13 protein-coding genes are annotated in these 12,065 nt (G+C 60.7%); 10 read left to right on the top strand and 3 right to left on the bottom strand.

Features of this window, described 5'->3' with window-relative positions; translation table 11 throughout:
* Positions 1–780: 780 nt before the first annotated feature.
* The 10 genes from rpmH to RA302_RS29990 all read left to right on the top strand — a co-directional run bounded on the left by rpmH (position 781) and on the right by RA302_RS29990 (position 9,306).
* Complete coding sequence (gene rpmH / locus RA302_RS30035) at positions 781–924, top strand: 50S ribosomal protein L34 (RefSeq protein ID WP_003942540.1); 144 nt, start codon at positions 781–783, stop codon at positions 922–924.
* Positions 925–950: 26 nt separating this feature from the next.
* A complete protein-coding gene (gene rnpA, locus RA302_RS30030) occupies positions 951–1,331 on the top strand; it encodes a ribonuclease P protein component (RefSeq protein WP_019746209.1) in 381 nt (126 codons plus the stop codon).
* Positions 1,328–1,708 (top strand): membrane protein insertion efficiency factor YidD, encoded by a 381-nt coding sequence (gene yidD, locus RA302_RS30025; RefSeq protein WP_007729147.1) that lies wholly within the window; start codon positions 1,328–1,330, stop codon positions 1,706–1,708. Before rnpA ends, yidD begins: the two co-directional genes overlap by 4 nt.
* A 4-nt stretch (positions 1,709–1,712) precedes the next feature.
* Positions 1,713–2,819, top strand: a complete 1,107-nt coding sequence (gene yidC, locus RA302_RS30020; RefSeq protein ID WP_003942570.1) for a membrane protein insertase YidC — start codon at positions 1,713–1,715, stop codon at positions 2,817–2,819.
* A gap of 20 nt (positions 2,820–2,839) precedes the next feature.
* The gene (locus RA302_RS30015; RefSeq protein ID WP_030536720.1) at positions 2,840–3,403 is read left to right on the top strand and encodes a protein jag; all 564 of its coding nucleotides are present in this window, start codon (positions 2,840–2,842) and stop codon (positions 3,401–3,403) included.
* 542 nt (positions 3,404–3,945) lie between these two features.
* Complete coding sequence (locus tag RA302_RS30010) at positions 3,946–4,203, top strand: hypothetical protein (RefSeq protein WP_030536721.1); 258 nt, start codon at positions 3,946–3,948, stop codon at positions 4,201–4,203.
* Between the two features lie 1,358 nt (positions 4,204–5,561).
* Complete coding sequence (gene rsmG, locus RA302_RS30005; RefSeq protein WP_019746204.1) at positions 5,562–6,242, top strand: 16S rRNA (guanine(527)-N(7))-methyltransferase RsmG; 681 nt, start codon at positions 5,562–5,564, stop codon at positions 6,240–6,242.
* Between the two features lie 81 nt (positions 6,243–6,323).
* Positions 6,324–7,325, top strand: a complete 1,002-nt coding sequence (locus RA302_RS30000; RefSeq protein WP_003942510.1) for a ParA family protein — start codon at positions 6,324–6,326, stop codon at positions 7,323–7,325.
* A 1-nt stretch (position 7,326) separates the two neighbouring features.
* Entirely contained in the window at positions 7,327–8,367 is a 1,041-nt protein-coding gene (locus tag RA302_RS29995; protein WP_003942563.1) for a ParB/RepB/Spo0J family partition protein, read from the top strand.
* A gap of 255 nt (positions 8,368–8,622) precedes the next feature.
* A complete protein-coding gene (locus RA302_RS29990) occupies positions 8,623–9,306 on the top strand; it encodes a hypothetical protein (RefSeq protein WP_007729135.1) in 684 nt (227 codons plus the stop codon).
* Between the two features lie 20 nt (positions 9,307–9,326).
* Here RA302_RS29990 and RA302_RS29985 read toward each other — a convergent pair whose 3' ends face one another.
* The 3 genes from RA302_RS29985 to trxB form a co-directional block, all read right to left on the bottom strand.
* Complete coding sequence (locus RA302_RS29985; protein WP_003942558.1) at positions 9,327–10,517, bottom strand: N-acetylmuramoyl-L-alanine amidase; 1,191 nt, start codon at positions 10,515–10,517, stop codon at positions 9,327–9,329.
* Positions 10,518–10,645: 128 nt separating this feature from the next.
* On the bottom strand, positions 10,646–10,969 hold the full coding sequence (gene trxA / locus RA302_RS29980) for a thioredoxin (protein ID WP_003942530.1): 324 nt from the start codon (positions 10,967–10,969) through the stop codon (positions 10,646–10,648).
* A gap of 38 nt (positions 10,970–11,007) precedes the next feature.
* Complete coding sequence (trxB, locus tag RA302_RS29975) at positions 11,008–12,015, bottom strand: thioredoxin-disulfide reductase (RefSeq protein ID WP_166502879.1); 1,008 nt, start codon at positions 12,013–12,015, stop codon at positions 11,008–11,010.
* Positions 12,016–12,065 lie beyond the last annotated feature (50 nt).

The following is a 12,065-nucleotide window of genomic DNA, read 5'->3' as shown; positions in this document are numbered from 1 at the left end:
GTGGTTCCTTCCCGTGTTTCGCCGACAGTGGGTGTGCTGCAGCTGCCGAGCGTATGGCTGCGGCGTCGAATGATTCGGTGGATTACCACCCGGGGTGAGAACCCCGTAACAGGCTACGAATATGCCACCTGGGCTGTGTTTCCACACAATTATCCACAGATGTGGACAAACCTGCACTGAGTCGGTTTTTTCGTCAACCAAATTCGTCAAAGTGATCGAGAAATTGATCTACCTGCAACTTTGTCGGAACTCGAGGCGTTCGCCACTTGGTGTCGGGGATGCGTCAACACTCACAGCCCTGTGGATGAATGTGGAAACTCGGGATTCGGGGTCGCGTCCGGCGCTCGTGCCCGTATGTGCTGATGAGGCCTTGTCGAGAGCATGCGCCGGTGGAACTGTCCGGGTTGCCTTCGGGTCACCTGCAGTCCGTAGCGGAACTGTTGCCAAGGTCACACTTGCCGCCTCGCTCGAGGTCACGGCCGTATGCACACTGTGAATGGAATCTGCGGAATGATGTAAGTATCGGCGTGTCGCCGTGGTTGCCGCGGGAGGGCTCCGAATCGGGCTGGTTTGACCTTGGCAACGGTGGTAAGTAACCTCGAACGGTCACCCGCTGGTGGTGATCGCTTCGTGCTGGCTACATATGTCAGGTCGGATCGGTCTTCCAAGCCACAACGAGTGAAGTTGATTGTTCTGTACCTGTTGGATCCAAAGGCGCCGTAAGGCGTCGATCACTGAATGACGCCGGGAGGCGTCAATGAACTTCGAGGAGTGTTGACCGTGGCCAAGGGCAAGCGGACGTTCCAGCCGAATAATCGCCGCCGCGCGCGTGTTCACGGCTTCCGTCTTCGTATGCGTACCCGTGCGGGTCGTGCAATCGTTTCGGCGCGTCGCCGTAAGGGCCGCGATTCCCTCACCGCCTGATCTGATTTCGAGTTCAGGAGCTCGGGGTGTTGCCTGAGCCGTCTCGGTTGCGTCGCCACGCGGATTTCTCCGTGGCGGTGCGACGCGGGCGTCGTATGGGAAGACGCGACCTTGTCGTGCACGCGTTCGATCGCGAGCAAGTAGAGGCGCTGGTAGTAACAAATCACGGTCCCCGTTTCGGGCTGATCGTGAGCAAGGCTGTCGGGCCGGCGGTGATTCGACATCGAGTCGCACGCCGGCTTCGTCATATCTGTGCAGATTTCGTCGGGCAGGTTTCGCCGGAGACGGACGTGGTTATCCGCGCACTTCCGGGTGCAGCTACCGCCAGTTCAGCCGAACTGGCCAAGCAGTTGCGCGGGGGCCTGACCAAAATGAACCTATTGGTGTCGGTAAGTGAAGAGCCATGAGTACTCCGCTCTCTGAGCAGATCGAGACTCCCAGAGCCTCCCGTGTCATCACGGTGTTGAAGGCTGTGCGTCGCGCTCCCGCCACTGTTCTCATCTTCTGTATCGAGTTGTACCGGACGTATGTGTCGCCCTTGAGGATGCCGACCTGCCGGTTCACCCCCACCTGCAGTGAATACGCAGTCGAAGCGCTGCGCACTCACGGGGCGATCAAAGGCCTTTTCTTGACTGTGGTGCGGTTGGCGAAGTGTGCCCCCTGGCATTCTGGAGGGTGGGACCCTGTCCCTGCCCGTCGTGACCGTGATGCGGGTAGCCGCCATAGCTGTCCGGAAGCACGCGCAGCGTGTCACAGTCCGACGGACGAACAGAGGAGTACTTAGAGCCGTGCTCAATTTCATCTACTATCCGGTATCCGCGATTCTGTGGGTCTGGCACAAGGTCTTCGGGTTCATTCTCGGCCCGGACAACGGAATAGCCTGGGCGCTTTCCGTGGTGTTCCTGGTGTTCACCTTGCGTGCGGTTCTGTACAAGCCGTTCGTGAAGCAGGTCCGCACGACGCGTCAGATGCAGGAACTGCAGCCACAGATCAAGGCATTGCAGAAGAAGTATTCGGGCGACCGTCAGCGCCAGGCCGTCGAGATGCAGAAGCTCCAGAAGGAGCACGGATTCAACCCGATCATGGGCTGTCTCCCGGTCTTGGCTCAGGCTCCGGTGTTCATCGGTCTGTTCCACGTCCTGCGCTCGTTCAACCGCACCGGCACCGGCATGGGCCAGCTGGGCATGAGCGCCGAGGACAACCTCAACACCCCGAACTACGTCTTCTCGGCCACTGACGTCCAGTCGTTCCTGGATGCTCGTCTGTTCGGCGCGCCCATCTCGGCCGCGATCACGACGCCGGTTGCGCAGCTTCAGGCCTACGTCACCGAGAACGTTCCCGAGCTTCCGTCACGGCTGAACATCATCCTCGTGGCCGCTCCGCTGATGATCATCGCCAGCATCGCGACGCACTTCAACTCACGCGCTTCTGTTGCCCGTCAGAGCGAAGCAGCTGCCGCGAACCCGCAGTCCGCGATCATGAACAAGCTCGCCCTGTACGTCTTCCCGCTCGGTGTTCTGGTCGGTGGACCGTTCCTTCCGATCGCGATCCTCCTGTACTGGGTGTCGAACAACATCTGGACCTACGGTCAGCAGCACCTCGTCTTCCGCAAGATCGACGCGGAAGAAGAAGCCAAGAAGCAGGAAGCGATCACTCGCCGCAACGACAATGCGCCCAAGCCCGGTGCCCGTCCCGATCCCAGCAAGAAGAAGGGATCTCCGGCTGCGCTGAAGACCGCGGATTCAGCCGACGACGACGGTGACGCCCCGGAAGTTTCGCTCAAGAAGCCACAGCCGAAGCCCTCGGGTTCCAGTGGTGGTTCCACGTCGAAACCGAAACAGAACCGGCCACAGAGCAACCGCGGCAACTCCCCCAAGCGCAATAAACGGCGCTGATCCAGGAAAGAGAACGACCAATGTCCAGTGAAGCTGACATCGTTGTGGATGGAGAGAACGCAGACGTGAGCACCGAGACCACTGCGCCGGTTACCGATGTGGATGTAGACATCGACGATTCCGATGACGACCTGATCGAAGAGGGCGAGATCGCCGGCGACTACCTCGAGCAGTTGCTCGACGTTCTCGATTTCGACGGAGACATCGACCTTGACGTCGAGGGCGATCGGGCGATCGTCAGCATCGACGGCGGCGACGACCTGACCAAGCTCGTGGGACGCAAGGGTGAGGTTCTGGATGCTCTCCAGGAGCTGACTCGTCTGGCAGTTCAGCAGTCGACCGGAGAGCGCAGCCGCTTGATGCTCGACATCGCCGGGTGGCGTGCGGGCCGGCGCGAGGCACTCAGTGCTCTCGGTGCGGAAGCTGCAAAGCGTGTTCTCGAGACCGGCGAACGCGAAGAGCTTGCTCCGATGACGCCGTTCGAACGCAAGATCGTGCACGACGCCGTCGCCAAGGTCGCCGGTGTTTCCAGCGAGAGCGAAGGCGCTGAGCCGTCTCGTCGAGTGGTTGTCCTCAAGGACTGACACTCCCCCTTGATCGAATGCGGGCCCCGGATTTTCCGGGGCCCGCTTCTGTGTCCGAGAGGTGTTTCACGTGAAACCGAATCCGGCGGCACGGTGACGGTCAGGTGCCTATCGTTGTCGACATGTCCCACGAGCGTTCCGGAATCCCTCTCGGATTGATGATCTTGAGTGCCTTACGCATGCTCTTTCTGTATGGTCGGGGCTCAGTCCCTAGGCGGCGATTCCCTCATGGGTGGGTCATTGCTTCTTCGTTTTGATCGGGTAAGCGAAGGCGGATGAAGGAAATCGGAAATACCCATCCGGTTCGCTCGTAGGCGCAATCTCGTGGTCTTTATGACCCGAACGCCAGGGAGCCTGTAGGTTCCGGCATCGATCCAACCCGCACCTCGTAGGACACGCCATTCGACAGTTGTCCCATCACCCAACCTCCTCCCTGCGCGGGCTTACCGCACCAGGCGGTGAGGTCGTAAACCCCCGGCTGGAGATCGTCGCGCGTTAGTTCCACCGACTGCCCGGCCTGCGGCCAGGAGGCATCGTCATCGGTGAAAGGCTCGACCGTGCGTGTGTGGTCATTGGGATCGTTCACCGGTGGTCTCGGTGAGGACGAAATTGACAGGGTGCAGATGCCACTGTCATTCGGGTTCGTGATCGTCGCGGTGATCGATGAATCATCACCAACGAGCGCCACCACTGGCGGTTGGTACGGGACCTGGGCGCTGGCCAAAGCGGGTGCAGCCAGCGAGGCCAATATGGCAGCGGCAACAATTGCGTATCTCATGCCCGATTTGTACCACGCCTAGTATCTTCTCGACCTCAGAACCACTGCGCTCCATCGCCTGGTTCCACCGCACTATGGAGTAAGTCGAGGTACCTCGTTGGATGCCTTTTTGGGATATGAACACCGCCGTGCCGTACGGAACTTCCCAGGTGCGTCGGCGACCTTTTTAACAAGCGAGTCAGAAACGCGATGAATGCATCAATTGAGGGCCGTCCGGACTCTTCCGCCTTCTGTAGAGCAGAACCGCCTTCAGTGGAGTTTGAACTCGTCTCGGTTGTCGAACCGGATCTGCGTATGGCCTTACCGGGTGCTGACATTTCATTCGGCACTGCCTGACGGTTACTCATCTAGACCCGAGAGCCCCGGTCAGGTCGTGATCGCTGCCAACCGGTCGCCTCGAGGCGAGACCACAAGCGATCCGTGGTTCGACCACGCTGGCTTGGTCAGTTCCGGTACGGCAGACAACTTGGCTGATCGACCCCTCGGTCCCGTCATCGTTTACGTCAGTATCCGTCGAGTTGGCGGTATGGTCCATGGCTGCTATTTGCCCGCGAGACATGGATTCCGAGCTTGCCATGAGATTTACCGAAGGGCGGCAGGTTGCCGTATTGCGAGATGCCCCTCTCCCTCGACTCGAAATAGTCGGCCTTCGTTTCACGTGAAACCGGGTCGATGTGGTGCCTCGGTACCAACGTGGAACCGCCGAGGGTTGAGGTTTCGTATCAGATGGGCGGGACTAGCGAGGGTTCTGCTCTCGCCGTCATCGTGCTCGCTGCTGTCAGGGCTCTGGTCAACGGAGCGCTGTGGGCGGCTAATTATGTGGATGGTTTGATCGGCGTAGGCGCCGCGGGCTCTTGCTCTGTTGGCCACAATAATTGGCGGTGCCTTCGTGGGGATTGAGTCATTGCGGTCATCTTCGTCTTCGGATGTCGTCCAAGAACTGGAATCGAAGAAGAACGTCCGCGTCAGAAACCGACTGGGTCAGAGTGACCGAGTCCGCTCGGCAGTCCTACGACAGCGATTTTCGGCAACCACTTTTCGTTGAAAATTGCCCATTTTGGGTCAGAATTCCATCCATGTAACTACCCATGACAGTTTCGTCACTGTGATGATACTAAGAATCGCGCTGCTATCGGCATTTGATCGGAGGGCTATGTTTCACGTGAAACGCGTCAGAATTGGAAGATTTATCAGCGCGATGTTTCACGTGGAACGTGAACCCCTCCCCTCCGCCGCTTGAATTTTGGGCCGAATACTTCCCAAAGAATGAACGAGTCGGCAGACTCACAGCGAGTCGGTGTGCAGAAGCGAACACATGTCGGCTCCAGAGCGGATAATGATTTCGGTCTTGATTGTTGATTTCGCGGTTTACGCGGGAGGATGTTTCACGTGGAACAGAATGGTGCGGCGTCGGTTGACTGGGACGAACAAGAGACTGCGCGCGCAGTGTTCGGTGACAGATATGAGATCGCGGAACGGTATTACCAATCCCTGGCGACGGATGGTGTCGAGCGCGGGCTCATTGGTCCCCGTGAAGTCCCTCGACTGTGGGAGCGTCACCTTCTCAATTGCGCCGTCATCGGTGAGTTGATTGCCGAAGGCGAGTCGGTTGTGGACGTTGGAAGCGGTGCCGGTCTACCCGGTATCCCTCTCGCAATCGCCCGCCCGGACTTGAAAGTGACTCTGGTCGAACCGTTGCTCCGACGCTCGGTGTACCTCGCGGAGTTCATCGAGTCCAACGGATTGGACGTATTGGTTGTCCGAGGGCGAGCCGAGGAATCGGGTGTTGTGAAGGAAGCGGGCGGCGCGGATGTAGTCACCTCGCGAGCTGTGGCGCCTCTCGAGAAGCTGGCACGTTGGTCCCTCCCACTCATTCACGAGCACGGCCGGATGTTGGCACTCAAGGGTTCGAGCGCCGCCGAGGAGATCGAGCGAGACCGTACGGCGCTCACCAAGTTGGGCGCAGGTAAGTTGGAAATACTCGAATGCGGAGCCAAGATTCTCCGCACCCCCACTGTTGTGGTGAAGGCCGAACGTCTCCCGAAGCGCCGCCAGCGTTGATGATTTACACGCATGCAATCGAGAGCAATGTACAGATGATGAGAGCACCTAGTGATCGATTCCCAATCGAAGGAGCAGTCAATGTCGGGTCGATCTGAATCCGCCGTTTCACGTGAAACACCGAAGCAGCACACGAGTGCGGGTGCGGATCAGATCGTCAACGACGACGACAATTTCACCGCCCCCTACGCGGCGATCTCCTCGGAGGAGACCCCCATCGGGGCGGCCGCGCATCGAGCGAGCCAAGTGCTTCATCCCCATTCGGTGACGCTGCCGAAGCCGGCGTTCCGCCGCGTGATCACCATCGCGAACCAGAAGGGTGGCGTCGGCAAGACGACGACCACGGTGAACCTTGCGTCGGCGCTCGCTCTTCAAGGGCTCACTGTCCTTGTGGTCGATTTGGACCCTCAGGGCAACGCCAGCACCGCTCTGGGCGTCGTCCATACCTCGGGCACCCCGTCGAGCTACGAGCTGCTCATAGGCGAAGTGAAGGCCCCGGAGGCGATCCAGACCAGCCCGCACAGTGAGCGCCTTCTCTGCATTCCGGCAACGATCGATCTGGCGGGCGCCGAGATCGAATTGGTCTCCATGGTTGCCCGCGAGAATCGACTCAAAGGCGCGCTCAACGACAAGGTGCTCGCAGAGCTTGACGTCGACTTCGTCCTCATCGACTGCCCGCCCTCGCTGGGACTGCTGACCGTCAACGCGATGGTCGCTGCCAAGGAAGTTCTGATCCCGATCCAGTGCGAGTACTACGCCCTCGAGGGGGTCGGTCAGTTGCTCCGCAACATCGAACTCGTCCAGGCTCATCTCAACCCGGATCTGCATGTCTCCACCGTCCTTCTGACGATGTACGACGGGCGCACCAAGCTGGCCGACCAGGTCGCCGAAGAAGTACGCAAGCACTTCGGTGAGGCCGTTCTGCGCGCTGTGATTCCGCGCAGCGTGAAGGTGTCCGAGGCTCCTGGATACGGGATGACAGTTCTCGACTACGACCCGGGTTCACGTGGCGCCATGAGTTACCTCGACGCCGGTCGTGAACTTGCCGCCCGCTCTGCCACCACGACGACCCAGGAGCAGTGAGATGAGTCAAGCACGCAAAGGTGGATTGGGCCGCGGCTTGGCTGCTCTCATCCCCACTGGGCCGGCCACGGCGCCGGGTCTGGGATCGGCTGCAGCGGACGTCGTAATCGGCGTCGACAAGCGCAACCCCTCCCCTCCCCCACCGACCAAAGCGGCCCCGAAAACGCCGAAAGCCACCAAGGCGTCGGCTGCGAAGGCTCCGGTGGAAGCTGAGCCGGAGACCGAACTCGAGCCGACCGGCGCGGTCTATCTCGAGATCGAACCGAGCCTGATCGAGACGAACCCGAAGCAGCCTCGCAGCGTTTTCGACGAGGAAGCACTCGCGGAGTTGGTTCACTCGATCCGCGAGTTCGGCTTGATGCAGCCGATCGTGGTCCGTCGTCACGGTGACAAGTACCAACTTGTCATGGGTGAGCGTCGCTGGCGCGCGAGCCAGGAAGCCGGGCTGGAGAAGATTCCGGCGATCATTCGTGAAACAGATGACGACTCGATGCTGCGCGACGCGCTCCTCGAGAACATCCATCGAGTGCAGTTGAACCCCCTCGAGGAGGCAGCGGCGTATCAGCAGCTGCTCGAGGAGTTCGAAGTCACCCACGAAGAATTGGCCAATCGGATCGGACGTTCGCGTCCCGTCGTGACCAACATGATTCGTCTGCTGAAGCTGCCGGTGGCGGTTCAGCGTCGCGTTGCGGCCGGTGTACTTTCGGCCGGCCATGCTCGCGCACTGCTGTCCCTCGAGGCGGGTGCCGACGCTCAGGAGGTCATGGCGGCGCGCATCGTCGCGGAAGGAATGTCTGTTCGCGCGACGGAGGAAGCAGTCACTCTGGCCAACCGGGCGGATAATGAGATCGCTCCCCCACAGAAGCGCAAGCCCATCGTGATGCCAGGTCTGCAGGATGTGGCCGAGCGGTTGTCGGACTCGTTCGACACTCGGGTGACTGTCAGTCTGGGCAAGCGGAAGGGAAAGATTGTGGTCGAATTCGGCTCGGTCGACGACCTACAACGCATCGTCGGAATGATGGAAGCGCAGAAATCGACGTAGTGAACTCGGATGCCCGTTTGGTGACGTAATGACGATGACCGGGCACACCACCTATTTTCGTCACTGTGACGAATTTAGGTGGTCCGACCTTCTCGAAATCTTGAACCGGGACGAAAGATGTTGAACAGCAATACATTAGAGCGATCAACTCTCGCGCCACTGCCGACTCGGTACAGCTGGCCTATCCTGGAGAAGAAAAAAGCGGCGGGCGAACATCAAAACCGCTTCGGGGACCTACGGAGAGTGAGTTAGTCAGTGTCGACTCACGTCATCACCTCTCTCACACTCGACAGCCTCGATCAGCTTTCCGCCCATGCGCGCCGATGCGTGTTCTGGGAGATGGACCCGGGCGCGCTTCACGACGCCCGAGGATTCTGTGATCAGGAATTCGAGAAGGAAGCCTGGCTGTCGATGGTCATGCTCGAGTGGGGTTCCTGCGGACAGGTCGCCGTCCGCGACGGAAAGCCGCTCGGCAGTGCGTTGTACGCCCCTCCCCGCATGATCCCGCGCGCGCAACTGTTTCCCACCAGCCCGGTCAGCTCGGACGCAGTGCTTCTCACAAGCCTTCGTCTCGAGCCCTCGGGCATAGAGGAAGAACTAGGGCCGAGCCTGCTGGCCGCTGTCGTGACAGATCTGGTCCGACGAGGAGTTCGTGCGCTCGAGGCATTCGGTATCCGTAGCGACGACTTGGGACCTGCTTCCGACGTGGCGAGTGCAACGGCAGCTCTGGAATGTTCACCCGCAGAATGCATGATCAGTGCCGAGTTCCTCGAGGACTACGGTTTCGAGGTCGTGGCACCGCACCATCGCTATCCGCGGCTTCGTCTCGAACTCAATCGAGATCACGAATGGAAAGTCGACGTCGAAGAAGCCCTCGACCGTCTACTGAAGGCCGCAGCTCTCGAAATGGTGGAGATCAGCGAACTCGCCAGAGTGTGAGCAGGTGCCGACCGCAGGATCTACGAAATGCGGTCGGCTACCGAAAGTTCTTCTGCGAGAAGCTCGGCGAAGGTGAAGGTGCCGGTCGGCTGATCGTCTTGACCCAGCAGGTACAGCCGCTTGACCGAGATCAAGATGGCTTCGGCGATGGTGTCACGCATCCGCGGATTCGTCAGTACCGCAACGTCGGACGCGTTGGACAGGTAGCCGAGGTCGATCTGTACCGTCGGCATGTTGGTCAGGCGCAACAACTCCCACGTTCGACCGTGAGTTCTGCAGTCCCGCAACGGAGTTCGCGCAACGATCTCGCGCTGAACAAAACCGGTCAACACCTGACCGATCATCGAGACCGAACCGTGCGAATTTCCGAAGTGGAAGCTCGCGACGCCGTTCGCAGACGGGCTCGAGTTGCTGTCGCAGCGCAGGGAGATCATCAGATCGGCGTCGAATGCGTTGGACGTCAGCGCGCGCTCGGCCTCGCTCGGATCGGCGTTGTGCGGGCGGGAGAGGAAGGTTTCCATCCCGGTTGCTGCCATCCGCCCCTCGAGGCGCATAGCCAGATCCCACAGGATGTCGGCTTCGGAGATGCCGTTGACGATGGTGCCGGTGGACGGACCACCGAGGCCTGGATCGATGACGATGCGCTTGCCGCCCAGTTGTGGGCCCTTGCGCCTCACCAGCTCCTCTTCGCTGATCGCGTGCGGCGATCCGCCGGTGACGCGAGTTCCCAGCAGTTCCAGCGAACGCAGTGTCTGCGGTCCGCAGATACCGTCGGCGGCGATCCCGATTTCACGCTGGAAAGACGAGAGAGATTCGTGGGTCTGCGGGCCGAAGAAACCGTCGACCCGACCTGCGTAGAAGCCGAGGTCCTGCAGTTTGGCCTGCAGAGCTGCGACGTCGTCGCCGTACAGCGGCGCAGAAAGCTGGTAAATCAACGTACGGGCGCCCAGGCGGTACGAGGCCTCGCGAAGTGACCGATAGGTGGCCGGGCCCACGATGCCGTCGACAAGGAGCCCACGCTGCTGCTGGAAGGCGCGAACGGCGCTGTCGAGTTGATGATCGAAGATGGCGTCGGGCGCAACCCAGTGGGCACCGTCGGCGCTTTCACGTCGAATACCGGAAGTTCCGTGATGGAGGTATCCCAGCTTCGTCAATGTGCCCCGAATCTCGGCGACGGCCGGGCCGTGATCGCCGTGTCGGAGTCTGTGCATGCGTGAAAGCCTCTCGGATCGGTTAACGAATTCGATCGATGTGCCTGGTCGTAGACCCGATCAGGCACATCGATCGATTATCTCAGAAATTCTGTGGATTGCGAGAATCCACGATGCTCATCCAGCCGTCAGAGAACGTCTGCGAGGTCCTTGAGCAGTGCGGCCTTGCCCTTGGCGCCGACGATCGTCTTGATCGGCTTGCCGTCCTTGAACAGGATCATCGTCGGGATCGACATGACCTGGAAATCGCGGGCGGCCGCCGGGTTGGCGTCGATGTCGAGCTTTGCGACGGTCAGCTTCTCGCTGTTCTCACCGGCGATCTCCTCGAGTACCGGGGCGACCATCTTGCACGGGCCGCACCAGGTTGCCCAGAAATCGACCAGAACGGGCTTGTCGCTGCCCAGGACGTCCTGCTTGAAGGAATCGTCGGTGATGGTGACGGTATTCGACACTGTTACTCCTCGAGGGTTGGGTTCGACAGCTTGATGAATCAGGGAGCGCCGACGACGTCGACCGTGTGGCCGGCTGCGTCGAGCGTGTTGGCGGTGATGTCGCCGCGGTCGGCCAGCCAGCGTTCGGCGTCGATTGCTGCGGAGCATCCGGTGCCGGCAGCGGTGATCGCCTGGCGGTACGTGTGATCGACCAGGTCACCGGCAGCGAAGACGCCGTCGACGGAGGTCGCGGTGGAACCGGGAGCGACGCGCACGTATCCGGCGTCGTCGAGATCGACCTGGTCCTTGACGAGCTCACTGCGCGGGTCATGGCCGATGGCGACGAACATGCCGGTGATCTCGAGTGTGGAGGTCTCACCCGTGACGGTGTCACGAACGACGAGCCCGGTGACGCTGTTCTCGCCGAGGACCTCGACGGGCTCCGCGTTGGTCAGGAAGCGGATCTTCTCGTTGGCCTTGGCGCGCTCGAGCATGATCCGTGAGGCGCGGAATTCCTCGCGGCGGTGCACCAGGGTGACCGAGCGAGCGAAGCGGGTCAGGAAGGTTGCCTCTTCCATCGCGGAGTCGCCGCCGCCGACCACGACGATGTCCTGGTCACGGAAGAAGAAGCCGTCGCAGGTGGCGCAGGCGCTGACGCCGCGGCCGAGGAGGCGTTCTTCACCGGGAATGCCGAGGTAACGGGCTGCCGCGCCCATGGCGAGGATGATCGCGTGCGCGGCGTACGTTTCGCCGTTCGCGACGACCGTCTTGATCGGGCCGCTGAGATCGATCTCTTCGACGTCCTCGGTGCGGATGTCGGTATCGAAGCGAAGTGCCTGCTCACGCATCTGTTCCATCAGGTCGGGGCCCATGATTCCTTCGCGGAATCCGGGGAAGTTCTCGACCTCGGTGGTGGTCATGAGGGCGCCACCGAACTGGGTTCCCTCGAAGAGCAGGGGCTGGAGCTCAGCGCGCGCGGTGTAGACACCAGCGGTGTAGCCGGCCGGTCCGGAACCGACAATGATGACGTCATGGACCGCGGGCGTGTTTTCCAGCTGGGTGGTCATGCGAGCCTTCCAATAGTGAGTGCAGACCCTCCGCTTCTTGGAGAGCCGTA

The sequence above is a fragment of the Rhodococcus sp. DN22 genome (genome assembly GCF_036669995.1).
GTDB classification, from domain to species: Bacteria; Actinomycetota; Actinomycetes; order Mycobacteriales; family Mycobacteriaceae; genus Rhodococcus_F; species Rhodococcus_F erythropolis.
The sequence above is the reverse complement of the archived record's forward strand: the minus strand, read 5'-3'. Positions and strand labels throughout refer to the sequence as shown.

What these genes read in the sequence shown, in the direction of transcription:
- yidD (WP_007729147.1), top strand. Translation starts at nt 1,328, where the DNA reads ATGAGTACTCCGCTCTCTGAGCAGATCGAGACTCCCAGAGCCTCCCGT.
- RA302_RS30015 (WP_030536720.1), top strand. Translation starts at nt 2,840, where the DNA reads ATGTCCAGTGAAGCTGACATCGTTGTGGATGGAGAGAACGCAGACGTG.
- rsmG (WP_019746204.1), top strand. Translation starts at nt 5,562, where the DNA reads ATGTTTCACGTGGAACAGAATGGTGCGGCGTCGGTTGACTGGGACGAA.
- RA302_RS30000 (WP_003942510.1), top strand. Translation starts at nt 6,324, where the DNA reads ATGTCGGGTCGATCTGAATCCGCCGTTTCACGTGAAACACCGAAGCAG.
- RA302_RS29995 (WP_003942563.1), top strand. Translation starts at nt 7,327, where the DNA reads ATGAGTCAAGCACGCAAAGGTGGATTGGGCCGCGGCTTGGCTGCTCTC.
- RA302_RS29985 (WP_003942558.1), bottom strand. Translation starts at nt 10,517, where the DNA reads ATGCACAGACTCCGACACGGCGATCACGGCCCGGCCGTCGCCGAGATT.
- trxB (WP_166502879.1), bottom strand. Translation starts at nt 12,015, where the DNA reads ATGACCACCCAGCTGGAAAACACGCCCGCGGTCCATGACGTCATCATT.